At 42.1% G+C, this 26,968-nt stretch carries 21 protein-coding genes and 3 pseudogenes; 12 read left to right on the forward strand and 12 right to left on the reverse strand.

Annotated elements, in window-relative coordinates:
• Positions 1–15: 15 nt before the first annotated feature.
• Positions 16–3,702, forward strand: a complete 3,687-nt coding sequence (locus tag ACM0OZ_RS12255) for a patatin-like protein (RefSeq protein WP_414583139.1) — start codon at positions 16–18, stop codon at positions 3,700–3,702.
• A gap of 147 nt (positions 3,703–3,849) precedes the next feature.
• On the opposite strand, the pseudogene ACM0OZ_RS12260 reads toward ACM0OZ_RS12255, so the two are convergent.
• Positions 3,850–4,008: pseudogene (locus ACM0OZ_RS12260) on the reverse strand (IS66 family transposase); the annotation flags it as partial.
• Between the two features lie 446 nt (positions 4,009–4,454).
• Here ACM0OZ_RS12260 and ACM0OZ_RS12265 point away from each other — a divergent pair.
• The 6 genes from ACM0OZ_RS12265 to ACM0OZ_RS12290 all read left to right on the forward strand — a co-directional run bounded on the left by ACM0OZ_RS12265 (position 4,455) and on the right by ACM0OZ_RS12290 (position 11,560).
• On the forward strand, positions 4,455–5,006 hold the full coding sequence (locus ACM0OZ_RS12265) for a hypothetical protein (protein WP_414583108.1): 552 nt from the start codon (positions 4,455–4,457) through the stop codon (positions 5,004–5,006).
• Between the two features lie 238 nt (positions 5,007–5,244).
• Positions 5,245–5,964 (forward strand): hypothetical protein, encoded by a 720-nt coding sequence (locus ACM0OZ_RS12270; RefSeq protein ID WP_414583109.1) that lies wholly within the window; start codon positions 5,245–5,247, stop codon positions 5,962–5,964.
• A 312-nt stretch (positions 5,965–6,276) separates the two neighbouring features.
• A complete protein-coding gene (locus tag ACM0OZ_RS12275) occupies positions 6,277–6,621 on the forward strand; it encodes a DurN family substrate-assisted peptide maturase (protein WP_414583110.1) in 345 nt (114 codons plus the stop codon).
• Positions 6,622–6,845: 224 nt separating this feature from the next.
• Positions 6,846–7,130: a cinnamycin family lantibiotic gene (locus tag ACM0OZ_RS12280; protein ID WP_414583111.1), complete on the forward strand. Its 285-nt coding sequence runs from the start codon at positions 6,846–6,848 to the stop codon at positions 7,128–7,130.
• Between the two features lie 145 nt (positions 7,131–7,275).
• Positions 7,276–10,533 carry a type 2 lanthipeptide synthetase LanM family protein gene (locus tag ACM0OZ_RS12285; protein ID WP_414583112.1) on the forward strand — a complete coding sequence of 1,086 codons (3,258 nt, stop codon included), beginning with the start codon at positions 7,276–7,278 and terminating at the stop codon, positions 10,531–10,533.
• 85 nt (positions 10,534–10,618) lie between these two features.
• The gene (locus tag ACM0OZ_RS12290; RefSeq protein ID WP_414583113.1) at positions 10,619–11,560 is read left to right on the forward strand and encodes a Nif11-like leader peptide family natural product precursor; all 942 of its coding nucleotides are present in this window, start codon (positions 10,619–10,621) and stop codon (positions 11,558–11,560) included.
• Between the two features lie 104 nt (positions 11,561–11,664).
• On the opposite strand, the gene ACM0OZ_RS12295 is transcribed toward ACM0OZ_RS12290, so the two are convergent.
• Complete coding sequence (locus ACM0OZ_RS12295) at positions 11,665–13,395, reverse strand: ABC transporter ATP-binding protein/permease (RefSeq protein WP_414583114.1); 1,731 nt, start codon at positions 13,393–13,395, stop codon at positions 11,665–11,667.
• A gap of 199 nt (positions 13,396–13,594) precedes the next feature.
• Positions 13,595–14,416, reverse strand: coding sequence for an SAM-dependent methyltransferase (locus tag ACM0OZ_RS12300; RefSeq protein WP_414583115.1), 822 nt, complete (start codon positions 14,414–14,416; stop codon positions 13,595–13,597).
• 415 nt (positions 14,417–14,831) lie between these two features.
• Between ACM0OZ_RS12300 and ACM0OZ_RS12305 the strand changes: the two genes are divergently transcribed.
• Positions 14,832–15,749: a LynF/TruF/PatF family peptide O-prenyltransferase gene (locus tag ACM0OZ_RS12305; protein ID WP_414583116.1), complete on the forward strand. Its 918-nt coding sequence runs from the start codon at positions 14,832–14,834 to the stop codon at positions 15,747–15,749.
• A 779-nt stretch (positions 15,750–16,528) separates the two neighbouring features.
• On the opposite strand, the gene ACM0OZ_RS12310 is transcribed toward ACM0OZ_RS12305, so the two are convergent.
• The 4 genes from ACM0OZ_RS12310 to ACM0OZ_RS12325 all read right to left on the reverse strand — a co-directional run bounded on the left by ACM0OZ_RS12310 (position 16,529) and on the right by ACM0OZ_RS12325 (position 18,097).
• Positions 16,529–16,906, reverse strand: coding sequence for a hypothetical protein (locus ACM0OZ_RS12310; RefSeq protein ID WP_414583117.1), 378 nt, complete (start codon positions 16,904–16,906; stop codon positions 16,529–16,531).
• Positions 16,907–16,924: 18 nt separating this feature from the next.
• A complete protein-coding gene (locus tag ACM0OZ_RS12315; RefSeq protein ID WP_414583118.1) occupies positions 16,925–17,389 on the reverse strand; it encodes an HET-C-related protein in 465 nt (154 codons plus the stop codon).
• A 249-nt stretch (positions 17,390–17,638) separates the two neighbouring features.
• Positions 17,639–17,926, reverse strand: coding sequence for a helix-turn-helix domain-containing protein (locus ACM0OZ_RS12320; RefSeq protein WP_414583140.1), 288 nt, complete (start codon positions 17,924–17,926; stop codon positions 17,639–17,641).
• 24 nt (positions 17,927–17,950) lie between these two features.
• A complete protein-coding gene (locus ACM0OZ_RS12325) occupies positions 17,951–18,097 on the reverse strand; it encodes a hypothetical protein (RefSeq protein ID WP_414583119.1) in 147 nt (48 codons plus the stop codon).
• An 83-nt stretch (positions 18,098–18,180) separates the two neighbouring features.
• Here ACM0OZ_RS12325 and ACM0OZ_RS12330 point away from each other — a divergent pair.
• Positions 18,181–18,607, forward strand: a pseudogene (locus tag ACM0OZ_RS12330) (transposase); the annotation flags it as partial.
• Positions 18,593–18,757, forward strand: coding sequence for a hypothetical protein (locus ACM0OZ_RS12335; RefSeq protein ID WP_414583142.1), 165 nt, complete (start codon positions 18,593–18,595; stop codon positions 18,755–18,757). The pseudogene ACM0OZ_RS12330 and the gene ACM0OZ_RS12335, both read left to right, overlap by 15 nt.
• A gap of 25 nt (positions 18,758–18,782) precedes the next feature.
• Here ACM0OZ_RS12335 and ACM0OZ_RS12340 read toward each other — a convergent pair whose 3' ends face one another.
• The 4 genes from ACM0OZ_RS12340 to ACM0OZ_RS12355 all read right to left on the reverse strand — a co-directional run bounded on the left by ACM0OZ_RS12340 (position 18,783) and on the right by ACM0OZ_RS12355 (position 23,578).
• A complete protein-coding gene (locus ACM0OZ_RS12340) occupies positions 18,783–19,082 on the reverse strand; it encodes a hypothetical protein (RefSeq protein WP_414583120.1) in 300 nt (99 codons plus the stop codon).
• 128 nt (positions 19,083–19,210) lie between these two features.
• Complete coding sequence (locus tag ACM0OZ_RS12345) at positions 19,211–19,501, reverse strand: hypothetical protein (RefSeq protein WP_414583121.1); 291 nt, start codon at positions 19,499–19,501, stop codon at positions 19,211–19,213.
• The gene (gene bchH / locus ACM0OZ_RS12350; protein WP_414583122.1) at positions 19,501–23,283 is read right to left on the reverse strand and encodes a magnesium chelatase subunit H; all 3,783 of its coding nucleotides are present in this window, start codon (positions 23,281–23,283) and stop codon (positions 19,501–19,503) included. The genes ACM0OZ_RS12345 and bchH overlap by 1 nt, the downstream gene beginning before the upstream one ends.
• 82 nt (positions 23,284–23,365) lie before the next feature.
• Positions 23,366–23,578: a hypothetical protein gene (locus ACM0OZ_RS12355; protein WP_414583123.1), complete on the reverse strand. Its 213-nt coding sequence runs from the start codon at positions 23,576–23,578 to the stop codon at positions 23,366–23,368.
• A gap of 214 nt (positions 23,579–23,792) precedes the next feature.
• Here ACM0OZ_RS12355 and ACM0OZ_RS12360 point away from each other — a divergent pair.
• Positions 23,793–24,293, forward strand: a pseudogene (locus ACM0OZ_RS12360) (N-acetylmuramoyl-L-alanine amidase); the annotation flags it as partial.
• Positions 24,294–24,658: 365 nt separating this feature from the next.
• Here ACM0OZ_RS12360 and ACM0OZ_RS12365 read toward each other — a convergent pair.
• The gene (locus ACM0OZ_RS12365; protein ID WP_414583124.1) at positions 24,659–25,627 is read right to left on the reverse strand and encodes a CHAD domain-containing protein; all 969 of its coding nucleotides are present in this window, start codon (positions 25,625–25,627) and stop codon (positions 24,659–24,661) included.
• A gap of 266 nt (positions 25,628–25,893) precedes the next feature.
• Between ACM0OZ_RS12365 and ACM0OZ_RS12370 the strand changes: the two genes are divergently transcribed.
• Positions 25,894–26,961, forward strand: a complete 1,068-nt coding sequence (locus ACM0OZ_RS12370; RefSeq protein ID WP_414583125.1) for a DUF3616 domain-containing protein — start codon at positions 25,894–25,896, stop codon at positions 26,959–26,961.
• Positions 26,962–26,968: the final 7 nt, after the last annotated feature.

Below are 26,968 nucleotides of genomic sequence, written 5' to 3' on the forward strand. Positions count from 1 at the left end.
GCCTAAACACGAGAGATTAATTCTGTTTTAGATGGTGAGGAATACTATCAAGATCGACTGGCGGAGGCGTTTCGCAAAGCGTGGGATAAAAAGGTATCTTCACCTAACAAAGATGAAGGTTTCAAGGATGAGTGGTTTTCTGACTCCAGTGAACTGGATCTATTTGTTACAGGCACAGATGTATTAGGCAAAGTCTACAAAGCTTTTGACAATACGGGTTGCTTGATTGAAGTTAAAGATCATCGCACTGTATTTGTGCTTAAATATCGTCGAGGTCGTAAGCATCCTTTTCAATCACCCAAAAAATCATCCGTCTCCCCAGATGCGTTGGCAAAACTATGTCGAATCACTTCTTGTTTTCCAGTTGCCTTTCCAGTTGTCAGTGTTAAGTTGGAAGATTCAAAATTAGAAGGGATTTCTAAAGAAAGGTTAGAAGCCATTCTCAAAGATCGGAACCATCCAGAGTATAAAAATTATTTTAATTATGCAATAGATAAGCGCTTAGTGAGATGGGGCCAACTGCAGAATCGTGAACTTCCCAAAGAACCTCCTCCCGATGGTTATCAGCTTCACTACGTGGATGGTGGAGTTTTAGATAATCGTCCCTTTAGCTATACGATTCGGGAAATTTACTATCGCGCTGCCTATCGTCCGGTAGAGCGCAAATTATTTTACATCGATCCAAGTCCTGATCAATTTTTGGGCAGTTCCAAGTTTAATAGAATGGCTAAACCCAACATTTGGGAAACAATTTCTGATTCTCTTGTGGCGATGCCTCGCTATGAAAGTATTTCCAACGATTTACAGGAGATTAAGGATCGTAATGAGCGAGTCTTGCGTTATAAATTTTTGCGGGCTACTGCTGAACGAGTCGGAGAAGAAAAGTTAGAACAGTTAAAGGAAGATCAACAACCCTCACCTGATGAGATTCGTCGGCAACAAATTTATTTGCGTTGTCGCTTAGTGGGGATGCGTGATCGCATCCTACCTCTGATCCTTAGAATCGATAAAGCCAGCGTTCCTAATCCAAACAGCCCTAATCAAAACGAGCGACAAAACCAAGATAAACCAGCCCTTTTGGAGAGTGTTGCTCAACTCATTACTAAATACATTACTTATCCAGAGAAACAAAAAGAGTGGGAAAGTTTTCTCCATAATTTAGGAAAGGAAATTCGCAATTTGGATGTAGAGTATGCCCTGAAAAAACACTTTTTTTTACTGGCAAAAATGTGTCAATTCATGAGTAATACTCAATATCAAGACAAAGAAAAATATCCAAATTTGCATCAAAGTTTGAAGCGACTAGGAAAGAATTTGTCTCGACAGGTAGAACTTCTAGAGGTTCTCCAAACAGCCTTAGAAGAAATGCTACAATCTGATCAGGTGAGTCGGACGTTTTATGCTCTAATCGAGCAAGCAAAAAAGGGAATGTTGCCCTCAAAAGAAGAAGAACCGCAATCAAAACTAACTCATGAGAGCGGTGATATTCGCAACGATCTGCGTCAGCATATCTATGATTATTTACTCCGCTTACATCGGTTCTTACTTGATGCAGATGGTCTAACAAATTTCGACCCAAACTGCAATCATTTGGAGCGCAGCGATAATCCCTATTCGCTCGATGAGCCGGATGACAAAGAAAATCAACCTGAAAAAATTCCGGCAGACTTTTTTAAGCCACTACATGTCCCCATCTCTACTGCTCAGATTTCTGGTGTACTACTTCAGCTGAAAGAAAAAACAAACCAGTTAAATTTTGCCAAGTTAGGGCTGACAATAGCTGATGGAGAAGACGACCGTTTAGATCTCAAACAGCAAGGCTCAATCTGGAAGGATGACAAATACGAATATAAAGGACATGAGAATGATACCGATGCTTATGACAGTATTTTGCATCAGGTGGAGATAGCTTCAGAAAAGCTAATTAAGGATTCGATCAAATCGGCAAATTCAGAGGAACAAGCTTCAGAACTGCCGAACTGCTCTAGCAATATTGCCTCAGTTTATGAATCACTGCTAAAAAGTTTCCAGAGTTTCCGTTATGTGGACGAAGAAGTTTATTCCTATGAATATCTCTCTGATATTCAGGCAAAGGAACAGATTGAAATTGTTCGGATTAGTCCTGATGTTGCTCAGTTTGGTTATGGCAAAGGCAAAGGGCTAGAAGAAAAATTAGCAGGGAATCAACTGGGTGCCTTTGGCGGTTTCTTTAAAAAATCCTGGCGTTCTAACGATATTTTGTGGGGACGGTTGGATGGATTAAATCGAATCGTGGAAGCCCTGCTCACCTCAAGTGCTTTAAAGAATTTCTCTAGTTTTTTAAGTCGTCAACTTGGTGACATGGAGCCGGGGGAGAAAAGACAGAAATATTTGAATAAGCTAGTTGATGAAGCACTACCGGAAGCAACGGAGTCTGAAAGAGCTAGTATTATCCAAGACTTAGAAAAGCTAGCTGTACCGGGTCAAACTTTAGAAGGCAAAGCGTTGACCTGCTTTCTGGATAGGATCGTGACAGTTGGACACCGGGCAATTATTAAAACCGATTTGGGGAACGTGTTGGAGGATGCGATCACCGAACAACTAGACTGGAACCAGCAGTTAATTGGGTCGAAAAAGAGTTTCAAAGAAACAGTGTCCAGCTTGGGCTATAAATCTCCCTTTGCTGGGGCAGATGAACGGGTTACCCAGCATTTTCCTAGTATCAATAATCATCCTCCCAGCGCCAGCGATCAACGGTGGGCTGTGCAACAAGTGGATAGATTAATAGCAGGTGTATTGTCCCCTGGCTCAAAGAATGCCCAAAATTGGAACAAGGACATTCTAGAAGCCTGGCTGAAAACCGCTTTCTTCCAATGCACGAAGGAAGATCGTGAAAAACTGATTGAGTATCCGCTAAAAGTGGCAGCAAGTTCTACAGCTTCTGTAGATGAACTCTACACTTTTCTCAAACGGCTTCTAACTGCAGGACATTGTGAAATTAAGCGAGCGGGTATTGATCCAGCCGTAGTTGATGACATTAAAAAACTGAACCAGACGCTTGAACAAATGCTGCAAAAGCTAAACCCCAAATACGAACCTGTAGCAGGCTATTTTGCTCCCGCGGTTACGCCATTTGCCGTCAAGGAACTTGCTGCGTCCTCAATCAAAGCGCTGTTAGCCGATCCGCACCAAGCAGAAGATTATTTCCGCAATATCTACCGCGTCGGTTCTGAAACGATAACCCAGGATATTCCTTCTGTGATTTTGGAAGATTTAGCGGCACGAACGGGTCTGGTATTACGGGATATTGTCAATTCTCCGCCGACAGGTAATCGCGCACGTGAAACGACAACGTTCCAGGTTGCCAATCGCCTCTTGCAAGCGTATTATGTGTGGGTGCAGGCAAAAAGAACGGGGACTTCGCTGCTTCCTCAAGCTTTGAAAGCCTGGGGGTCTTTACTGTTGCTGGTGGCTGCGATTGCCAGCGTTGCTTTCCTCGTTAGCAAATTGCCGGTCTGGCTCCTAGTGCTGCTCATCACGCTGGTCGTTCTGCAATTCCTTAATAAAGTATTCAATCGGCGCAAATCATTCGCTTGGATGCCCTGGATCGTGGCGAGCACCCTTGTAGTGCTTATAATTACAGGACTACACTTCTTACCAGATGGCACATCAACGATTAAAACGCCCTTTGGAGAAATCCGAATTTTCATCCAAAATCAGTAGACCGAAAAGTTTGGCGCTCATCAAAAAAAGTAGTTTATGATACACTTTTGCTAGAGTCTAAAAAAGTTCTTCCTTTTTAATAAGTCATAAAGGAAACTTATGACTCAGCCACTTAGAATCAACCCAAGCTAGCCCTAAGGTAAGGATTCAGGTGGTAGAAAAAGGAATAAGTGAAGGATACGCAATTTCATGACCAACATATGCGCGTAAAGCCAACGCAAAGAAGCCGATCACAGAGCGTTGCTGAGTTCGACAGGTTTGCACAACAGTTAAAAGGCTTGCAGTATCGCCAAATAGTTCAAGCGATACGCCTAAAGGCGTCTGCGCTTCGCGCAATCTCGTTTTTAAGCGTCTTGATGATTTCGACCAATTGCTCCTTCGACAATTGGTATAGCTGTTCATCGTTTTGGGAGTTGGGCACGCGGTTCGTCATGTTTGTGATGTTCTCCCACGGATGTAACCCCTGTCAACTACCCCATACCTGAATCCTTACAAACTATTAGCGATCGCTCTTTTGGAGAAAAACTTTTCGAACTACTGAATACTGTTTTGCTCATGTGCTTTTTTGCCTCTTGGCTTGAGGGTCGTACACGAAATGATCTATCGCTTATCTTAAGAAATGCTTTAGAAATAGCAGATTGAGCCCAGATAATCTAAAAGTAGGCATAGGTGGACAGACGGTAATTTTTTCAACTCTCCACCCCTTATCTACTAAACTATAGAAAACTGAGCGTTCAGTTTGGAGGATTTCCATGCAAAGTTCTGCTGAACAAGTTCCATCCCCCCTTCCTTTTTCTGGCTTCACTCAATACAAAAGCATCTTTGACAGCAAAACCTTTTGGGGATGTGTTTCGACAGGGGTTGTGGCAATTGCCCCTGCCATCAGTGGCATGGTTAACGAATTTTTGAGGACTGGGAAAATTTCTCCCCTTACCATCCTGAAGATCTCGATGTTGCTGGTGACTACAAGCATAACGATTGTGGGACGGATTGATGCTGATACACCTGTGTCTACACCTGCAGGTCTGCCCGGTCCTAACAGACCAGAATCCACTGAATTTAAAAGCATCTTCGACAGCAAAACTTTTTGGGGAGCCGTTGCAACAGCGCTCGTGGCAATTGTCCCTGCCGTCACCGAAATAATTGACGAGTTTCAAAAGACTGGGAAAATCAATCCTGCTAGCATCTTCAACATTTCAATATTGCTGGTGACTACAGGCATAACGATTCTTGGAAGGATTGATGCTGATACACGTGTGTACACGCCTGCAAGTCTACCCGGCCCTAACAAACCAGCGTCCTGATTGTACAAATCTTGTATTCCAAGCAGTCATTTCACAATCCGGGAAAATCTACATAGCTAATTCTCATACCTGTAGTACCGCCAAGCAAGCTCTAAAAATCTTAAAGATACCAGAAGCCCATACTCACCTCGTTAGAGGGAGTGTGGGTAGCTCGGTTCAGCTTACGATCTTTTCGGAGATGATTAACATATCTGCAACAACTCCTACAATTTACTTATTCACATAAAGGTGGGATTTTGTGACTAATGATATATTAGGAGCTTCCCCTATCGCTCCACAAAATTGGCAATCAGTGTTGGATGCCTATCAATCTTCTGATCCATACAATTATGCAGTGATTGATAATTTTCTCCAGCCTGATGTTTGCGAGCAACTTCATCAAGAGCTACTCAACCATTTGGGATGGCGCAGTCAGAGCCATAGCGAGCAAACCATTGTTAGCAATATGAAGCCCAGTATCAAGACAATTTTTACTATTGCGGAATCGCTTACAGTGCATTGCCCCGCTTTGTTTTCTAACTATAAATTGGTCGAGCACTGGGCGCTTATGTATCCCAAGAATGCGCTTGGGCAAGTACATTCTGATATTGGCGCTTTAACCTTAAATATCTGGCTTACACCCGATCGCTACAACCTAGATCCTTCAGGAGGTGGACTGATTTTTTTTGATGTCAAGCGTGAGTCCCAAGCCCCGCCTGGTAAGTCTGTGTCATATCTTTGGTCAGAGCAGTATCTGAAAGACTTTACGAGAGGTCAAAAAGTTACAGTCAGTTACAAATGTAACCGCGCACTCCTTTTTGACGCAAAAACCTTCCATAAGACAGATGTTTTTTCCTTTGCCAATACAAAACCGGAAGCTCACCGTATCAATCTTTCTTTGACCTTCGATGACCCTGAAGTTTATCGCGATCGCGTTAGCTCATTAAGAAACGCGTCGGACAACAAAAGCAAAGCGTAATAAGTGCTTTTTTTGCCTCAACTATTGTTTGGCACAGGATGAGTAACGGTTATTCGTATGGTTTTCTCACTCGAACGATTGAAAAATTTGTTGCGTGCAGTAACATTTCTGCTCAACAAACTTAACTAAACTTTAAGCACAATTTGCTTGACAATAACATCTTGTATATGGCAGTATAAACAAAGAAGAAAATACCAATAATCATTACTACATTATTAATCGTAGTAATAGATACGGGTTAAAATCTCTTGCTTATATTTGATGGCTGAGCAAGATTTAAGCTAAACAGAATCAAGGAGGTCAACAGCTTCTATGACTCAATCTGTTAGTACAACAGATGAGATTCGTCAGATTCAGATGATAATGATTCTGTTGCTACTAGCCTCTCCTAAAGGGGCTTTGGCTAGTTTGTTTAGAACTGCTAACGCAGTCTCAGACAGTCAGGTAGATGCAAAAATGACTCCCTGTACCGATGATAGTTTCAATGGGCTCAAGAGTTGGTTGGAATTACTGCTAGCTCAGGGAGGATTAACAACTGAGGAACAGAGTCTAGTAAATTGGCAAAACAATCCTGCAAACATGATAGCAGCCATCGAAGAGTTGAAAGCAATTCAAAACAAAATCAATTTAAAGCTTAGTATCCAAAAAAAATCATAGGCTTTTGTTTTGAATTAGGCATTTGAATTAGGAAAAGAAATTAGTCACATCCCAAATTAAGTTGAGTTGACTCTGTTATCCAAAGTTGTGTTTAGAATTACAAGATAGTGGTGGCTTTATGCAGCTCTCATAGAGCCCGTATTCTAGTGAACTGATTCGATTTAACGACTGCTAAATGCAGTTAAATCACTTTTCTCATTTTCGCTCTGAACTGGAGGAACTATATGTCTGCGAATCTTCTTCAGAAACCCTCTGCAGAATACTTGGAACAGTTGTTGCACAAAGCAGCAATCGACGCTGATTTCCGTGAAGAGCTTTTGGCTTCTCCCGAAGCTTTTGGGATTCCAGCGGACACCGAACTAGTCCTACCCACATCAGTGGAAAAGCAGGATCGATCCTTTGTTAATTTGTTCAATGATGCCTTAGGTGAACTAAACATAGTCGCTCAGTGTGCTTCCACTTGCAGCTTTGGGCCTTATACCGTAATCTGTGATGGAACGACAAAGTAGTTACTGTAAAAGCAATTTAACAGTAGTAGTCTAAAAAATTTTCTCCCGGCTAGCGTCACATTAAAAGTTGTGAGGCTAGCCTAATTGGTAAAGTTCTTCTACATTGCACTTAGAGGCTGGCGAACTTAACTCCGGTAACTCTGCTATGCTTAGTAACTCCGTTCTGCTTGACCTTGCTTGTCGAGCTAGCAACCTGTCCGAGCGTTCTCTCATCGTCAAACAATTGGTTGCTTGTGAAGCACAGGCTGCTAGCGCCATACAGATCAGTGCTTTTGATACTTGGAACATCAAAGATCTGGCAGGCAAATTAGCCACACAATTAATTAAGAAGTCGTATCAAGAGGGGAGTGTCGATCTATCTATAGCCGAAGAACTGCGACAGCTATTAACTGACTATAAACTCTTTGAACTAAATTTGGTTAACTTATCTGAAGCAGACAGGCAAAAGTTTATCCAACCACACAGTCAATGGTTAGAAGTCTATCAAGCGGCACTAGTAACCCTAGACTTACCAAAAGACAATTTTTCTGCAAGTCGCTGGAGTCTCCCTGAAATTTACTACGGAAAATTCGCCAAAGTTTGCGAACCGTTTTTGCGAATACTGCACATAAGACTGCAAGCCGTATGCGATACCATTAATCTAACCGCAGAGCGGTGTAAAATTAATTCGCAAGTATTGAGCGATATAGAGCTTCACCTCCTCAATCGTTTTGAAATGGCTTTGACCTGGGCCGTTGAAGCAGACATAAATGTTTACTGCTCGATAAAAAAGATTACCAAATCCCCTGATGATACAAACGCGTATATTGCTTATTTTGAAGAAAACTTTAATAGCCAGCAGGATTACCATCGCTTCTATTGCAAATTTCCAGTTCTAGGACGTTGGTTGGCTCAAGTTACCAATTTTCTATGCATTCTAGGTAAAGAGTTGATACAACATTTGACAAGCGATTGCGATGAAATCAGCTCTAAGTTTTTCGGTGGTAAACAAATATCACAGATTAAATCTATAAAGTTAGGCAAATCTGATTACCATGCAGGTGGCAAAACTGTAGTCATCGTTGAACTAGAACTAACCCACTTAGAAAAAGCAACTATTGTTTACAAACCTCGTTGTATTAAATCTGAAGCAGCAATGCAAGGTTTGCTGGAAAATTTAACGAGGGATGAAGTTCTTGAGTTTGCGACTTATCAAGTGCTTTGTAAAGATGGCTATGGTTATGCAGAGTTTATTCCTTCTGGTGGAAACAACGTCCAAAGTGAGAAGGAGATCGAGAGATTTTACAATCAACTAGGGGGATATTTAGCCATATTCCATATTCTGGGTGGTGGCGATTTGCATTATGAAAACATACTCGTTGACAATGGTAACGCCTTCATCTGTGACTGCGAAACTGCATTAGAAGTGCTGCCGCAGGGTCGCGACGGATTGCCAGACACTGTATTCGATTCAGTGTTTAAGACTGCCATGCTGGAATGGCCCCGTCCTAATGCAGTTGATGCTAGCAGCGAAATGAGGATAAGTGGCTACAGCGGGGGTGAATCTTACCAGTTACCGTTTGTTGTTCCCAAATTAAATGATAGCCACATGTCATTGGCAGTGGGGGTGAAATATCAAAGTGGTATTTGGGTTGAATCAGAACCAACAAATCGTATCTATTATAACGGTCAGCTAGTCAACCCGCAGGATTATAAAAACTACATTGTAGACGGGTTTAACCGGGTTTATAACTGGTTTCAAGAAAAGCCTAATAAAGCTGCAAGCCTGCTCAAAGAATTATTCTCTTCCTCATTAGTTCGTTTTATTAATTGGGGAACGCAAGCTTATTTTAAGTTAATCGTTGCGGCTCGACACCCTAAATGTCTTGCCGACCCACTGCAAGTGGATTTGCTTTTTAACACTTTAATGGAACATCGGCGACAGTGGGATGAAGAAGGTCGGGTGGCTGAATTGGAACTGGCTGCCATGTGGCAACTAGACATTCCGATCTTTACAGCCAAGGCAGCTGGCAGTGATGAGTTGATTTATAACTACCACAAGCCTTTACCAAATACTCTGGCAATTTCACCAGTAGACAATGCAATCAGGCGAATTCAGAAACTATCTACAGAAAACCGAGTTCGGCAAAATCAGTATATTTATACCAGCTTGTCTACTGAGGAAATTAATAGCCCATATTTCATTGCATCAGCCATTAATTATGCCCGAGACATTGGTTGGCAATTGTTAGACATGCTCCAACCAGCCTCTAGCAAAGCCCCTTGGAAAACCTATGAATTTACAGCCCTTGGAAAACGCTTTGTAGATATCGGTGCAGATATATATGACGGTACAGCAGGAATCTGTCTATTTTTAGCTTACCTTGATGCTATTCAACCACAGCCAGAATTTCGCCAAGCAGCAGAGCGGGCTTTAGCATACTCCATAAAGCAATGCAATACTAAAACGCTCGGGGCTTTTCAGGGCGCTGCTGGCTTGATTTACTTGTTGATTCACTTAGCTGAACTATGGAATAATCCAGAATTACTTGATTTAGCTGTCAGCTTGAGTCATGAACTCATCCCGCGCATTCCTGAAGATCGGTACTTTGATATTTTGCATGGCGTCGCTGGAATTATTCCCGTGATGTTGAGTTTAGCAGAGGCTACTTCTGGTAAAGGGCTCGACTGTGCTCATCTTTGTGCTCAACACTTACTTAAGCAGGCAATTGACAAAAACGAGACTCTTAGTTGGCTTCACAATCCACCAGAGTTAGCACAGGGTAATCTGACTGGCTTTTCCCACGGGGCGGGTGGAATTGGTTGGGCACTTATTTGCCTCGGTTGCTACACGAACCAATCGGAATATATGACAGCGGGTCGTCAAACCTTTGCCTACGAAGCCAGCCAATTCGATCCAAATGAGCGTGATTGGTATGACTTGCGGACATCCGCGATCGCATTAAACCCAAATGGAAGGCATTATGCTAACGCATGGTGCAGCGGCGCGGCGGGGATTGGCTTGAGCCGGATTGCAAGTTGGGCAACTTTAGGAAAAACAGACGACGATCTCTTACGAGATGCTTACACGGCTCTCAATGCAACTTTGCGTAATTTTCAAAAGCTGGGAAATGATTCGCTATGTCATGGAAAATCAGGTAACGCAGAGGTCTTACTGCGGTTTGCCAAGCTCAGAGACGAACCTTATCTACAGATGGAAGTCAACGTGCAAGCTCAGGAGCAGTGGCGCAATTTTGAAAAGGCTGGACGTTGGATTTGCGGAACTGGTAGTAACGATGTATTGCCCGGTTTGATGCTTGGATTAGCAGGGATCGGAATGCACTTTTTGCGCTTGGCGTATCCGGAGCAAGTTCCTTCACCTCTTTTACTCGATCCACCGCCAAAGATAAAACGAAGTTATTAAAATTATCTTTTTGCTAAGAGGATGTCTGGGATAATGCTTAGAAAACATCCTTTTATATTGTTTAAAAAATTTGACCGAGGCAACTATGTCAAATCAAGCTTTTTTAGAATTTTATGAAGCCAGCCTTAAAACAGAAGAATTGTTAGAACAGATGAAGGCTATTACTAGCCCCCAAGAAATTATCAAATTAGGAAGACGAAACGGCTACTGCTTTACCCTGGAAGATATGGTACAAGCATCAACGACTTATGCCAAGGAAAACAGCCAGAAAGGAGAAGAAAATGGTATCGCAGTTTCATTAAAGAATTCTGAAGCCAAGCCAAGTGAAAATTCGACCCGCTTTTATCACTATGAATTTGACTTTTTGGCACTCGAAGGATTTGAGGAAATAGCTCGCGAATTTGAAAAACTTAAAATTAAGCCGAGTACAGTGGACATGGATTTGTATGAAAAAAGCTTTCGAGAAGACGATTTTAATTTTGCCTCTCTGTCTCCTGCTGCACCTGAATTTCAGCAGCAATACAATGAAATTATGGCTCCATGGTTGAATTCAAATATTTCCTTCCCTAAGGCCGAGCGCGTACAGCGTCACTTCCATTTAATTAACCTCGATCTTCATGTCGAACATCCTTTATATGAAGAGTATTTTGTAACTAAATTCAAAATACTCAAACTACTTGAGAATTACTTTGAGACTGAGATTAGATTTTCAGGAAGCTTGTGGTATCCACCGAATGCCTATAGGTTATGGCATACAAATGAATCACAACCAGGATGGAGGATGTACCTCATTGATTTTGATAATTTTCAATCAATTGAAAACGAAAAATCTTTTTTCCGCTACATGAATCCTGACACCAAAGAAGTAGTGACTCTTTATGAAAAGCCTAAGATAGTTAGGTTTTTTAAAGTCGAGCAAGAACCAGAAAGATTATTTTGGCACTGCATCGTGAATGCTACAAAGTCAAATAGATGGAGCTTTGGATTTGTAGTTCCCGATAACTGGATGAGTAAATTAAGAATCTAATTTTTATGTAATGTAAAGTGAAGCGCTTGTTCTGGTTAATTGTGCGTTGTGTTCTCAAATCTTAGCTTAGGGTACGAATTTTTTTAAGCTTCTTCTCTATCGCTTTACGACTCCCAACTCGAATCAGAGTGATAGTCTTGAGATGGAACAAGCCGCCAACTGGAATCCATTGAGAGTTCTAAAACACGTTGATGATAATTCAACAAACTCTGGCGATGGCCAACGCTGATGAAAGTTGTTCCGGTTTGTTGCAACTGCTGATAGAGATTTTCCTCGTTTTGCAAATCTAAAGCACTTGTTGCTTCATCTAAAATAACGTAACGAGGACGAGTGACCAGCAGTCGTGCAAAAGCGAGACGTTGCTGTTCTCCCAGTGACAAAATATTTTCCCAATTTACTTCTGCATCAAAACCTCCAATTCTGGTAAGCAAGTCTTGGAGGTTAACCCGTGTCAACACTTGTTCAAGTTCTCGATCTGTCATTCCTCGATTTCTATTGGGGTATAACAGCTGTTCGCGCAAAGTTCCCAAAATTAAATAGGGACTTTGGGGCAAAAACAACATCTCTTCTGGGTTTGGTCGCACTAGACGACCTTCACCAGCGTTCCATAAACCTGCGATCGCCCGTAGCAGAGAACTTTTGCCAGAACCACTAGAACCGACTATCAGCAGCCCACCAGGTTCTACCGAGACTGACAAGTCCTGAACTAAAATCCGCTCGTAGTTGGGAGTTTGTAATGTGATGTGTTCGAGGGTAAGACGATCTTCTTCCACTGTCTCAATGGTACTGCCAGACTCTTGTTGTACCGTCACTGCTTCCAAAGCATCCAAGAAAGTAGCTGAACGATTAATCAAAGTAGTAAAAGCACCGAAAGAGCCAAACTGAGACACAATCACGGATAATGAACCTGCAACCTGAGCGCAAGCTAAGATTGCTTGGGAAACTGCTCCTAACTCAATTTGATTGAAAAAATATAAAGGTGCTAACGTCACAAACGGAATTACCAAGAGAAAAGACTGATATCCGTTGGTAAACAATTGTAGAGTTCGCTGCCACTCAATCATCCGAGTGGTGTTCTGGACGAGGTTAGCAAATTTTTTCTTGACTAGACTGGATTCCTGGTCCTCACCCCGAAAAAAAGCAATAGATTCAGCATTGTTGCGAATGTGAGTTAAGGAGTAGCGGAAATCTGCTTCGGCTTCAAGTTTTTCCGGATTAATCTTCCTGACTTGTTGGCTCAGGAAAATTGAAACAACGTTGCCAAAGATAGAATAAAGAATCAGAATAACTGCCATGAGTGGAAAAATCGACCAGACAATCCCAACGAAAGCAATGATTACGATCGCTCTTTCGAGAACAATGAACAAAAAATCTAGAAAAATATTGGGTATTGGCTCGATTTCTTGGGATATACGCTGATCTGGATTGTCAATGTCAGGCTCAAAGTTGATTTGATAGTAAGCCCGATTGTGAAAATATCGATCCACGGTATAATTGGTCAGCGACTTATACCAGTCAAGGGCGAGTTCTTTGCGAAGGTATTCAGAAAATGCTGTCAGCAGTGTCAAAACTGCTAGGGAACTCATGTAAAGAAGTAATAGGCGAAAGAAATTGAAAGCATCTTTTCGTTCAAGTACGTCAATCAAGTCTCGATTTACATAAGTGCTGAATGCGTTGATGCTAATGAGCGATAGCAACAACAGCAGCAGTAAAGCTAACATAGACCACGACCATAAAAGCTGCGGTAATGTTCTTCCTCCTTCCTTGGATGAATACCAGTAAGGTTTAGCAATTGTCCAAAATTGTTTCCACAACTGACTATCAAGTATATTCATCTTGCTGCTCCATCGAGGGCGATTTGGGAATTTGAGTTCAGAAACTTGACAGTGCCGTTCCTTTTTATGACTCTAGGTAGACGACCGTAACCTCATTTTTTGCAGTTTCTTAAATAAGACCTGAAAAACTAACTGTTTGAACGAATGGCAAGACACCCGATTTTTGATACTGATGCAACATTTGAGGTACCTTCCAGCTTTAAAAAGGCTTCTGTGCCTTGATTTCTCCATAGTACATAGGAAAACATGAAAGTTCGCGGTAATGGACTTTTCCAAATTCTGTCAAAACTAGCGATCCGTTTCTATATTCAAGCATTGCTTTATTAAACTCTTGCGTGTTAACCATGTCACTCACATTGCGACCCTGAACTTCTTGAAAGCCAACTCTTGAAATCACCTCAATCATCTCGCTCATCTGAGGGGTTTTGTAACGATAAACTTGGTTGAAGTCTGAAATTGCCTGCTGTTCTTGTTCTGATAAAGGAGGCTCATTTCTGAAAATATCCTTGATGTATAGCTTTCCTCCAGGACGAATGACTCGGTGTATTTCAGTCAAAAGTTGTTGGTAGTCGTAGGAGTATCCAGCCGATTCAAAGAAAAACACAACGTCAAAAGTTTCCTTGGCAAAGGAGAGATGATGGAAGTCACCGACGTGAACCTGAATTTGCTCAGCAAGTCCCGCCTTCTGCACCAAATCCCTAGCTGTATTGGCTTGAACCTCAGACAGGGTGATAGCATCAATCTTGACTCCCTGAATGTTCTGGCAAATGTCAATACTAGGACCACAATTACCGCATCCGGCATCAAGAACACGATTCCCTGGTTGAATACCTGCTTCAGACGCAAAATAAAGGTTACTAGCACAAGATGGGTGAGCCTCCGAGTCCGTTATCAGTAGAGCTGCCTGGTAAGTTGTGCCCACATACTGCATAATCAGTGGGTTCATTGTGTCGTAATAGCTACGTACTTCTTGCAAGTACTCGGAGGTATTGGATTTCTTTTCAGTCACGTAATTTTCCACTGTACGATTCCTCTATCAAAATTCCGTTAGCAATTCGCAACCTTGCTAAATTTTTCTCTATTTTTTCAAAAAATCTCCTCCCTTACAACAAAGCTATACCTTTAGTTGATATCAGTTTGTTTGATAGACTTTGCTAATTTGAAGAGAAAAGCCTAATCATTAATCTTGAGATTTTTTTTATGTTAGCATAACATCAACATGGTTTTATTAGCATCTTTATCTTCTACTAGTTTTCAGTGAAAGGAGATAGTATTGTCTATTTCCTAACTCATGCAATTATTAGCATGAGTTAGGAATTCATCTGGCACAATTTTCAGGCATCGCTATAGGGAGTATGAAAACGGGTAGTAATGTGCTAATAGGAATAGCTATTGTCCAATTTTGATACTTGGCAGAAATTGAAAATTTTTAAGCAATGAGCACTGACAATAACGCTTCGTTCGATAGCGATAATAACCTCTACTATATTGGCGAACACAAACGTGCATTTAAAGTTGAAGACGTCTATCCACTAGATATCTTTGAGCATTTTGTGAAACAAGCGAAAGGTTGGGGACTGGAGTGTTCCTGCAAGATTGGGAAGAACGATTTGTACCCCATTCGGTTTAATCTGTTTTACGCCAAACCAAGTTCCGAAGAATTCAATACAATACTTGACTTCTGCCGCCAAGTAGAAGCAAGGAATGATGTTCAATTGAATTATCAGTTAATGCAGGAGTTTTTAGGAGATAACTTTGACTTTCACAAAGTTGTACAAATACTCGTGGGAGTTGACTTGCGAAATGAGCTTTCAGCTTCGCGTCTGAAAGTTTGGTTTGTTATTCAGAATTATCCAGAAAAAGTAGAAAAAGCAATGGCTTTATGTGAACCGCCTGAAGAGTTGCGAGCGCTAATTGCTTATCTCAGTCTAATGGTAGTCGGTTTTGATTTTTACTTGGATGGTCGTAGCAGCATTGAGTTGTATCCAAGAATAATTCAAAAGGAATTACAGGAAGTTGATGTACAGAAACAACTCTCAAAAATTTTGTCACCACCAGCTTTGAAACTGTTAGATGGCTGCTGGGCGTTTGGGTTTGGGTTCTCAAAAGCTAACCCGGAGACAATCCTGTACTACCCCACTCCCGATCCAAACAGTTTTATTGCTGGCTTACACAATCACCTAGCAGATAGAGTTCATGCTTATTATCGGGAAAAATCTGTGCGGGCAACAATCGTAGCTTTCCGGGAAAGCGAATTACTGGCGGGAGCAGTTCAGAATTTAAGTTTGTATTACCAGATGAGTCTACCGTTTTACAAACTCTCGGCTACATATAAGTCTCTACTACCAAATTGAGGGTTTTGTTGCAAAAACTGTGGGAGTTTGGTAGAAATCGTTCATGGCAACGGTAGTTGAGAGTTGGTGACCAAAAGAAGCAAGGGAGCACCTTTGCTCTCTCGCTGGGAGAATGCTTCCTGCTCCCTTGCCGTGTAGCGAAGCGAAACATGGGTATCAAGCCCCACCCATATCCGCTTAGTTTTACAAAAATGTAATTCAAAGTTCATTTCAATGCAGAGCGATCGCCCCTTGGGCGGCTCCCTCTGGGAGCATCGCAAGAAGGCGGGCACTCCATGCCAATGCCCTTTGGGCACGCACTCGCGTTCGCATCTTTGATTGCCTCGCAGTCTTTTTTAGTTCATATGTACCATAAAAGTGAAAGAATCAAGATGCAGAAGTTTCGGGTGTGTGCTCTTAAGATTTAATGTATATCAATCTCTGTAATGGTTTCCGGCTGACGGGGTGACAGGAAGGCTATAATGCTGACTGAATAAGCGCCATAGCGCGTAAACCTTTCTGAAAATGAGGCAGCTTATGGGGCTTGAATCGCATAAGAGCGATGGCGCGGAGCGCAGTGCCCTTTGGGCAATCGCCAAATCTGACCAAAATTCCATTGCACCCACCCATAAACAACCGTATAAACCAATCCAAAATGCGCTATGTCGGCGCGTAGAACGTTTTAATTCTTGAAGACGACCAACATATTTTTGTAGACCAATCTGTCTTGATGTACGACCAGTTAAGACTGCACAACTGTAGGCGAGAGCGCTTCGCGCACGCTGAGTCCTCCGGACACGCTACGCGAACGCGAACGCCACCAATAAAATCAGTGCGATTAAACGTTGACCAGTTGCATAAGTGGATTCCAAATTGTAACCGCCAGTTTTACAATCCGTGAAACTAGCCTCAATACCACTACGACATTTAAACGCTTTAATAGCTGCTTTCAAACTGCCCAAGTTTGTGAGTAAATACCATCCAGAGGGTTCGACCTTGCCCCGATATTTCCGTGGGTAGTATCCAGCAAGATTAAATGTTCCAAATCCTTTTTGTTTCGTAAATTGAACATTCTGGATAAAGAATGATACTCCAGGTTTTAATCCTAAAGTTTGTAATCGTTGGTATGATTGATCACCAAGCGCGAATATATGTCCCCTGTTTTTGTCGCAAAACAAAGTAGATTCCCTTACTGTCTATTCCTCAAGTCCTAGTTTAACGTTGATGCCAGGGTTGCTATGCCCTAGTTCTATCCAATTACTGTGAGCGTAGAAGTCTTGTAGAGTATGCAAAGCTCCACCTAGATCATTCTGGGCTGAGAACGCGTTTGGATCTTCATTTGTAACTTTAGTTATAGTTCGTTCTTTAAGACGAATGAGTCGTTTACTTCCACCTAGAAAGTCTTCACCGTCAAAATGCTTCTCAGGGTCAAACTGGTTGACTAGTTGATCCGTATCCTTATTAGCAAAGACAATCTGCCGGATGGCCACCTCTGAAAATTGGAGCCTCTCACCATCAACCACAGGCTGGGTAGCAGCGAGCGCTTCTCTGGTGATTTCTTCATGTATAGGAATCTTAAAAGCTCGTGCTGGGGCTTGAATCCATAAAAGCAGCGCTATGAATAGCAGCACCACTAAAGTGATCTTTTTAAGAGCTTGCATTGTTGTACCTCTTTAAAATTAAATAAAAAGTTTGGTAGTGTTAAGAAAGTGAAAGCAAATGTCGAGTGCCAAATTATTTGGGTTCTGTAGTTAAGTGCCCCAAAATATGTTTGTTTTTGCCGCTCATTAATAATTGGGACTTCAATTCGTTCCGAGGTTTGACCCCATATATACCCACAGATATCCCCCCATAACAGATGGCACTCATCCGCGGAGAACACCACAAGTTGTCCAGAAACAATCTCACGCCTATGAGCATCCAACTAGGCTATTATATCCCGTTTTTTTCTCTACCAGTTCTGGGTCTTTTTTCGGGTTACTTTTCTGCGTCTTTTTCCAACTGATACCTGCAAGTGCAAACAGATCGTAGTAGCTTTGGTTGGACTCAAACACTACTCCATAGCTATCTTCTACATGCTGCTTGAGTTCTGGCAGATGCCAGTAATTTTTCTGTTTAAGCCAATCGGCGATCGCTTGCCTTTGTGATTGTGTAAGATAGCCTCTAGAACCTTGATGCTTGAGTACCAGTCCTGCTATTCCTTCCTCAAAGAAAGCCTGTTTCTACTTGGTAACAAACCCTACAGACACCTGCAGAATATCTCGAATCTGGAAATGAGTATAGTTTTGCATCACCATCTGTACGGCTAACGCCCGTTTCAATTCTCTGGGGTCTGGTTTTCCTTGAATAAAATCGGTTAATTCTTCCATTGCTCAAGAACGCACTTTACTGATACTGCTTTTATCAAGCATATCGCTTTAATGCTTTTTCACAAATCATTTAGGACTGCTATATGAAATTTACAAAACTAGATTATTGCCAGTATCTACTGAGTAGTCAAATCAACTATACTCTTACTAATTTAGCAGAACACTTAGAAAACATTAGTCATGATAAAATTAATAATTACTTAAAAAATGAAAAACTAACTCCTCGTTTACTTTGGGATAATGTGAAAAATCTAATTGTGACGTCGGAGGATGCTTATATTATATTTGATGATACGGTTTTAGATAAAAGGTTTTCTGAAGAAATAGAGATAGTCAGGAGACAATATAGTGGTAATGAACATGATATCGTCAAAGGAATTGGTATAGTTAGCTGTATATATGTAAATCCTGAAACTGAGAAATTCTGGGGAACGCGATTATCGAATTTTTCAGCCGGAAAATGATGGTTTAACTAAGATAGACCATGTGAAACATATGTTGCAAGGTCTATGGCGATCGCCTCTGTGTCAGAATCTGCTGTTGGCGATCGCCTCTCTGCCAGAATGCCTTGAAGCGCAAATCCCTCACACTACATTAAGCTTGTCATGTTCAGATGTGTTTGCCCTGTCTGCCCACCCGCGCTTTATGCCAGTTGCGTAAGTCCTGACATTAATGAAAATATTCATTATTTTTCCTCTATTTTCCCAATTAACACCTCAACTAGGGTACCAAGAATATACATAACTAAAGGCAACCCTATAGAAACCCATAAAAGTCTTTCACGAAAATTTTCTGAACCTGGACCGATAATACTGTCATACAGCAAGCTGCCATAAAGAATTGCTGAAGTAACTGCACCTAAGAGTAATGCTGAACTAAACTGAACTTCCCCGGGTGCAAATGTACTATACAGACCTCTAAGCTTTGGCACACAATGATTACGAGCGTTTATACTTGAAATACCGTACCCATGTAAAGTCTGCATTTAAGGGTACATCTGTGGTAAGCTAAAAAAGGGGGGTCAACGCCTCAAACTCGCTCCGCAAGACCCTTTGACAATTTGTACCCAGTAAGAGCGATTCAAAAAACCTTGAAAGTCGCTCTGGGTAAGAGTTAGCTCTTTTTGATAGGGGGGAAGTTCAGACTAAAAATTGTAAATGTGAGATCCCTTCCAATAGGAGCAGAGATTTCATTTATATCTCTCATAGAATTTGCACTTATCATTAATGAAAAAAAGAGGATTTCTGGAGATTTGGTAAAAGCTTCAATTGATAGTTTTCCTGCTAAAGTTGTGAGGGGAATTGATATACCTAATGGAAGCAGAGCAAAAATTGTGTCATATGTAAGCCAGCTGATAATTCTTTTAGCCAGTTTTTGCTTTTTGGCTGCTTTTGCCCTGCTCATTAAATTTTCACTCCTTCAAGTTCCTCATCCGTCAACTCATACAACTCGCGTAACTTCTGCAACTTGTCATCACCAGCTTGCCAAAAACCACGCCCATGCGCCTCTAACATCCTCGCCACAATATTACGGAAAGCTTCAGGATTCGCCTTCCGCAATTTCTCTGCCATCTCTGCATCCAAGGCATAAGTATCAGCAGCTTGGTCATATACCCAATCATCAGTAAAATCCGCAGTACCACCCCAGCCAATCAACGCCGTCATACGTTGGGAAATCTCAAAAGCACCGCCAGAACCTTGATTAGCCATTGCATCCGCCCATTTAGGATTCAGCAACTTCGTGCGATACTCCATCCGCAGCAAATCATCTAAATTGCGCGGTGTCGTGTCTTTCGAGAAACTTTCCACAAAGCTAGTTGTCACTTTTTTACCGCGTTGTTTTTCCGCTGCTTTCTTCAAACCACCAGTATTGGCATAATATTCTTGAATGTCAGTTAAACCGTATTCCACCGAGTCGATTTCTTGGACAATGCGATCGCTTGTTTGTAAAAGCTTGTTCAAAACATCTGGTCTAGCTTGACCCTTATCTTGCCTACCATAGCTAAACACATTGCGACCTTGCCAAGTATCCCCCAACTCATCGCCAGATTCCCAGTTACCATCAACCACGCGGTCATTCACCAAAGAACCAAAATCACCCGCCGGGTTAGAAAACAACCTCGCCGCCACATTTTCCACCCCTTGCGCCTTCAAAGCCAAAGCGTGTTTTCTAATAAAATTCTGGTCTTCGGGTTCATCAGCCTCAACTGCCCGTTGAAACAAATCATCCAACAACTCAATAATATTCACAAAACTATCCCGGAAAATCCCCGACAAATTCCCCAACACATCAATTCGGGGATGTCCCACCTCAGCCAACGGCTTAAGTTCATACCGGACAATTCGCCCCGTCCCCTCCTTCACAGGTTCCGCACCCACCAACTCCAAAAGAATACCAAGAGATTCCCCCTTAGTCTTAATCGCATCCAAACCCCACAACATCACCGCCACCGTCTCCGGATAACTCCCATGTTCTTCCAGATGCTGCGCGATAATTTTTTGACCAATTTCCCGTCCCCGTTCATACGCCGCAGGCGAAGGCATACGATAAGGATCTAAAGCATGAATATTTCTCCCCGTAGGCAAAACACCCGCACCATCCCGCAACAAATCGCCACCAGGCGCAGGCGGAATATACTCCCCATTCAAACCCCGCAACAAATTCCTCAACTCATCGGTAGTTTGTTCCAATAACTCTCTAATTCTCTTCTCCTCCTCCTCTTGGCGTCCTTGGCGTCTTGGCGGTTCATTTGCAAAATAAGCCTCCAAATACGCCTCCATCTCCTCCTGATTCGGCACATCCCCCAAAATATGCAACCCAGAAGAGAACAGACGATTTTCCAACACCTGCAAATACTCGTACAACTTCACGAGATAATCATTAAAAGCATGACCACTAAACATCCGGACATTCTCCGGCGTAAACCCAATCCCCAACCGCTTCGCATCCTCAAACGGGCAATCAGCATCCAAACCCGTATCCACAATCTTTTTACAAATCGCTTCCTTAAGGGCATAATTCTTTTCTGGGTCTTCTCGATACTCCGAGATTAAATCCCGCAACGCCACCAATTCCTTATACAAACCCGCACGACCATAAGGCGGTACATTGTGAGAAATTAACACCCCATAACCGCGACGCTTCGCCAAAATTGATTCCGAAGGATTATTCGCCGCATATATATATAGATTAGGCAAATCTCCCAATAAAATATCAGACCAAGAATAACCCGTATTCCCCAAAGGAGAACCAGGCAACCATTCTACAGTGCCGTGCATCCCAAAATGAACAACACCATCAGCTTCAAACTCATTTTGCAGCCATTTGTAGAAAGCAGCATATTGGGGATGCGGCGTTAAATCGCGTTCAAACATCAACCGCATCGGGTCACCTTGTATGCCCAAAGGTGGTTGCACACCTATCCAAACATTTCCTAACTGAACACCGCCAATCTGAAACTCATCGCCATAAGTTTTAATCCCAGTACCCGTCAGAGATTTCCATTGTTTCTCAATCCTGGATGTACGGAGATATCCCAGCCATTTTTCTAAGGTACGGACATTAACAGTAGAACCCCCCCTAACCCCCCCGTTCACAGGGAGGAATTCAACTCCCTCCCCGCTGGCGGGGAGGGTAGGGGTGGGGTTCTCGTCCGCCTGTTTCACTTTGCGAATCAACTCTTCCCCATCTTCCGGCAAATCCCCGACAGTGTAACCTTGCTCTTTAAGCGCGTGGAGAAATTTGAGTAGACTTTGCGGGACATTTAACAAAGCAGCTGTACCCACAGCACCGTAACCAGGCGGGAACCCATAGAGAATAATTGCAATCTTCCGTTCGGATGCTGGTTTTTGTTTGATATTAATCCAGCTTTTTACCCTACCAATTAATCGTTGTACCCGTTCAGGAACTAAATAAATCTTTTCTCCTACCAAACCGCCAAGGGGAACCGTATCAATTGCCCCATCCAGTTCTGGTAAAGCGTATAAAACAACACTTTGCAAGCCACCGATACCCTGGCGCGTCCAAGAGGAAATATCTTGAATGAGCAGTGGTGCGGCGACAATGTATGGTACATTTTTAGAATTGAGGATGCGTTTTGCGACTTCCACCTGACGCCCTGCTTCCATTGAACCAGCAGGACCACCTACTAGGGGAAAGCCGATGGTTGAGACAATGGCATCAATCTTGACTGCTTCCGGAGAAAGCGAAGCAATTTCTACATTTCCTAGTTGTCGTTGCTGAGTTTCGTAGTCGGTTGTCATCCAATCACGCACCGCCACATGACCTTCTACACCGTTGATGAAGATGGGTAAGGGGATTAAACCAGCTGCTTCAAAATGGCGGATGAGTTGGGGTATGTAAGGTTGTTTGGTGATAACGTGCTTGCGATAGAGGAGAATTCCCACAACTGGCTTTGTGGGGTGGAGAGAAGTTGCGTGCGGGGGTTCCCCCCGTTGAGCAAACTTCGGAGCATCTTGCCCGCCCTGTGACAATGGCAGGCGAGACGTCTGCCCCACAAGATACCACTCTAGATACTTGCGTGGCGATTCAAAATAACCTGGATAATCGGGATGCAGTAACCCCATATTCGGGGTTTCGACTGGTGGGGGAATGTCGCCAACTTTTAAACCTAAGTATTTTTCTGCCAGTGTCCAGAATAATGCGGCAACGTTTTCTGGTCCGCCAGCATTCCAGTAACCATATATAATTAGCCAGTTGCGTAAGTCTTGCACCTTTTGCACTGGCACATATTTCAATAACTTTGGTCCTATCTTTAAAAAGCTAATATAACCTGCGAGTTTATCTTCCTCTCGTCCGTTGCTGAATTTGTCCAAGATGAATTTAACTGGTTTGGGCATTCCTTTGGGTTTATCGCCAATGGCAAAAGCGCCCAGCTTGGTTAAACTCAGCAATTCCAATGCTGACTCGAACACGAGGCGGATGGGGATGTGCGAGATGCGATCGCGCAACCACAACACTTGATCATAATCAAACAGCAAGCTGCCAAAAAACACATCAGCATCTTTCAGTGCTGCTTCTACCTCAGCGCGTTTGGTGGTGATGTCGCGATCGCTAAATACGCGAATATCCAAATCACTGACACGAGACGTAGCCAAAAAAGCTGCCTTCCGATACAAGTCAGCGTTGAACGATTCAAAACCTGCAATCAGGATAATGCGTTTCATGCCTTGAAATTGAAAGCCTGCTTAACGTTTTACATCTTTATTGTGACACTCTTGACTTGCTAAGGGATTTCCAAGAAATAAATTATCCATCTTGTGGGGTGGGCGTCCCCGCCCGCCCAGTTAATAGGGCGATCGCCAATCCCATCCCACAAGAAAAAGTTGGATATTTTTTAATTTGGAAGTCCCTAAAAGGGGGTGAGATGAAAGCGCCGCACTTTGAAATTTGCTGAGCATGTAAGAATTTTCGCGCCTCGAACCGTAACTTCACCTCCGACGCTGTTTTCCAGTCGTACATCGAATTAGGTAGATGTATCCTGGTTTTTTCTGGAAAAATGAGTGATTATCCGAAGATAGGGAATTTTTGCGAATACTAAATCAGGGCTTACGTACTCAACTGATTTGTTGAGACTGAATTTTGAGAATCTCCAAAAACTGTTTACTAACATAAATTGACATTTATAACTAGAATTGCTGAAAACGAAGCATCCAAATCATCTGAGGCGTAGAAAATGAAATTTGGAATTGATAGTGGTCATAATTGTCCTCCTGATACTGGAGCTAAAGGGATACAACTTGAGGATAATTTCACTTTATATCTCGGTAATAGAGTGATAGCAAAGTTAAAAGCTTTAGGGCATGAAGCAATATCATGTCAACCATCAAAAGCTGATACAGTCAAAGAATCTCTAGGAAAAAGATGCGATATTGCTAATGCGGCTGATGTTGATGTTTTTGTCTCCATACATTTCAATTTTTTTGATGGTCAAGCACATGGAACAGAAGTGTTTGCCATTAGTGAAAAAGGCAGTAGAATTGCTTATTCTGTATTAAATGAAATTGTCAAGCTAGGATTTTCTAATCGCGGCGTTAAGAGTGGTAACCACTTATTTGTCCTCAAAAATACAAAGATGCCTGCGATTCTTATAGAAAGTTGTTTTATTGATTCGCAAAAAGATATGAATTTATATAATGCAGAGGCAATGGCAAATGCGATCGTCAAAGGCTTAACGACTTAATTGTCAAAGCTTGAGAAAAACGCATAATTCAGAATAAGCCCACAGATAAAGTGGTTTCCTGTAATACCAAGCGTGAAAAATGATTGCGACTTTCTTAGCGCTAAAAGCGATTACGAATAACTCTTTGACAATCCAAAATCTCAAATCTAAAATCCAAAATGGTATGAGGTGGGCATTGCTCACCAATATCTCAAATGTCCATTACATTGGCTCTAAGCAATGCCCACCCTACGATTTGTGGTCTAATCATAGAATAAGCGCTCTCCAATCTGGGGGCTTGAAACTTGTGCGGTGGGCCGGAAAGCCCGCCCAGATAATGCAAGCTTATTTATGGAACAGCTTACTCGCCAGTTAAAGCCTTACATTGGATGCATTATTGTTAAATGAAATCCTTGTCTTGTCTCAGCTATCAGATATCGCTGCTGTAAAGGTTGCCACTGCTGCCATAACTTGTAACGATTTTGAGCTAACAAAGAAGCAAGGATAGGAAGCTCTAGGTGGATTTCTGACTTGAAGACATCTGTCAGCCACTCGGCTAAAACTACACTATCTTGCATTCCTCCCAAAATTTCTTGGATACTTTTTACGTCTGCAAGACAAGCCGTATAAGACTCGCCGTATAAGTCAGTAAATAACTCCATTTGGTAGCGCAGGCGTTTAGCTTGTTTGCGTAAACTGTGGAGAGTGTCCCCATTCGTTGCTAATTCTTGCTCTACCCTCTGGGAATCCCAGTTTCTAGAAATAACAATCTCCGCTCCCTCTACTTGGCTACCAATCAGCCAACCTGGATGCAGAAAGAATTCACTCACCTCAGGTAAAAGTAAATCTGGTAGGACTTGCTGAATTGGCAAAGATGCTAGTGGTTGATAAGATGGTTTCTCCAACCACTCCTTTAATGTCTGTTTTAAAGACTTATAACGCTCATCCTTTAATGTTGACTTCACATCTGCCAGTGCTTCTTCACGTTGTTTACCCAACGCATCCAAAGCTGTTTCTAGAGACTCCTGTTCTTTACGAGGTAAATGCGATCGCTCAAAGTTTTCCAAAGTCTCTTTGAGCACGTCCAAATCCCGGAGATTACCAAGACGACGCGCAATTTTACCGATATTTTTATCACTCGCAGCCTTTGGCAGATCTACAACTGCGGAAAACCCAGTTACAGCCGAGCGTAGGCGACGCATCCCCACTCGCATTTGATGCAGTGCTTCTGGATCTTTATCTTTTTTGACTGCTGTTTCCCACTTTAAGGTTTTCTTTAAGTGTTTTTGAATCGCGTCACAAGCGTAATGTCCTAGAGTTTCGACCTTCGGTTTTGTAGCTAATGTCATTCTGATTGATACACCTTGAGATACTAACACCTAACTCAATGAGGTTATTGAATGGTAGCATTAGTTAAACAATTTCATCTATATCTTGTTATCTTTTATCTTATTTAATTATTAAGAAATATATTTCTGCTGAAAGTTAGATATTTCTACTATTATAATGACAGACTCTGATGAGATAGCGTCATGGCTTTGCGGAAAACACTGAATTTTAAGTTATATTAATAACGATTACATTTTGGATATGATTTTCTTTGGGGTTATTTGCAATGCACAATTCATCTCTCATCAATCAAGTTTTTCTAACTTTTACTGATAGCTTCAAAGAACATCGTAAAGATGTTTCAGCAGTGCTGCTAACTCCGGAGAAGCATTTGTGGTTGGGGTCAGATGAAACCTCAACTATTGAACGTCTATCTTTTGTAGATGCCAAGAATTTCGCAGAACATAAACAATTTCACGTAGCCGGATTTATCAGTTTACCTGCACCAGAAGAAGAGGAAATTGATATTGAAGGGTTAGCATATAGTGATTATTACCTGTGGTTAATAGGTTCTCATAGCTATAAACGTAAAAAACCTAAACCCGAACATTCTGATGAAAAAAATATTAAAAGACTGGCAAAAATTACATCAGAACCAAATCGTTATATCATCGGACGTATTCCGCTGGTCGATGGTGAATTATTTCCATCATGCCCACATCCAGAAAATCCTGATGTAGAATTGAGGGCTGCCAAACTTGAGGTGACGCAACAAGGTAACTTGCTTATGGAAGCTTTGGCAGATGACCCACATTTGGGCTTTTTTGTGAAAGCTACAATTCCAGGTAAAGATAATGGCTTTGACATTGAGGGAATAGCCGTTTATCAAAACCGAGTTTTTTTGGGTTTGCGCGGTCCAGTATTGCGAGGTTGGTCTGTGATGCTGGAAATAGAGTTAGAAAATTCTAGTCCCGAACTGCTGAGACTGAAGACAATTGGAGAGGAGGAAAAGAGATACAAGAAGCATTTTATCTTCTTGAATGGCTTGGGAATTCGGGATTTATTTTTAGATGGTGAAGACTTGTTGATTTTAGCAGGACCAACAATGGATTTAGATGGTCCTGTGCAAGTTTATCGTTTGAAGAATGGTGTTAATTTACGAGAAAATGTTCTCAATTACCCAGAGGTTGTGCTTGATATCCCATATGGAAACAGGGACGACCACGCTGAGGGAATGACTCTATTTCAAGATATAGCTGGGGTACCTTCACTACTGGTAGTTTATGATTCTCCGGCAGAGCATAAGCTAGTAGGAGATGCTGGTGTACTAGCAGATGTCTTTAAGCTAAATTGATCAACAC

Origin of the sequence: Scytonema sp. PCC 10023, assembly GCF_963920835.1 — a bacterium.
Lineage (GTDB): Bacteria > Cyanobacteriota > Cyanobacteriia > Cyanobacteriales > Nostocaceae > Kalymmatonema.

What these genes read in the sequence shown, in the direction of transcription:
- ACM0OZ_RS12325 (WP_414583119.1), bottom strand. Translation starts at nt 18,097, where the DNA reads ATGGAAGAATTAACCGATTTTATTCAAGGAAAACCAGACCCCAGAGAA.
- bchH (WP_414583122.1), bottom strand. Translation starts at nt 23,283, where the DNA reads ATGAAACGCATTATCCTGATTGCAGGTTTTGAATCGTTCAACGCTGAC.
- ACM0OZ_RS12345 (WP_414583121.1), bottom strand. Translation starts at nt 19,501, where the DNA reads ATGAGCAGGGCAAAAGCAGCCAAAAAGCAAAAACTGGCTAAAAGAATT.
- ACM0OZ_RS12275 (WP_414583110.1), top strand. Translation starts at nt 6,277, where the DNA reads ATGACTCAATCTGTTAGTACAACAGATGAGATTCGTCAGATTCAGATG.
- ACM0OZ_RS12355 (WP_414583123.1), bottom strand. Translation starts at nt 23,578, where the DNA reads ATGTACGACTGGAAAACAGCGTCGGAGGTGAAGTTACGGTTCGAGGCG.
- ACM0OZ_RS12290 (WP_414583113.1), top strand. Translation starts at nt 10,619, where the DNA reads ATGTCAAATCAAGCTTTTTTAGAATTTTATGAAGCCAGCCTTAAAACA.
- ACM0OZ_RS12295 (WP_414583114.1), bottom strand. Translation starts at nt 13,395, where the DNA reads ATGAATATACTTGATAGTCAGTTGTGGAAACAATTTTGGACAATTGCT.
- ACM0OZ_RS12280 (WP_414583111.1), top strand. Translation starts at nt 6,846, where the DNA reads ATGTCTGCGAATCTTCTTCAGAAACCCTCTGCAGAATACTTGGAACAG.
- ACM0OZ_RS12305 (WP_414583116.1), top strand. Translation starts at nt 14,832, where the DNA reads ATGAGCACTGACAATAACGCTTCGTTCGATAGCGATAATAACCTCTAC.
- ACM0OZ_RS12370 (WP_414583125.1), top strand. Translation starts at nt 25,894, where the DNA reads ATGCACAATTCATCTCTCATCAATCAAGTTTTTCTAACTTTTACTGAT.
- ACM0OZ_RS12340 (WP_414583120.1), bottom strand. Translation starts at nt 19,082, where the DNA reads ATGCAGACTTTACATGGGTACGGTATTTCAAGTATAAACGCTCGTAAT.
- ACM0OZ_RS12315 (WP_414583118.1), bottom strand. Translation starts at nt 17,389, where the DNA reads ATGCAAGCTCTTAAAAAGATCACTTTAGTGGTGCTGCTATTCATAGCG.
- ACM0OZ_RS12365 (WP_414583124.1), bottom strand. Translation starts at nt 25,627, where the DNA reads ATGACATTAGCTACAAAACCGAAGGTCGAAACTCTAGGACATTACGCT.
- ACM0OZ_RS12335 (WP_414583142.1), top strand. Translation starts at nt 18,593, where the DNA reads ATGTTGCAAGGTCTATGGCGATCGCCTCTGTGTCAGAATCTGCTGTTG.
- ACM0OZ_RS12265 (WP_414583108.1), top strand. Translation starts at nt 4,455, where the DNA reads ATGCAAAGTTCTGCTGAACAAGTTCCATCCCCCCTTCCTTTTTCTGGC.
- ACM0OZ_RS12285 (WP_414583112.1), top strand. Translation starts at nt 7,276, where the DNA reads ATGCTTAGTAACTCCGTTCTGCTTGACCTTGCTTGTCGAGCTAGCAAC.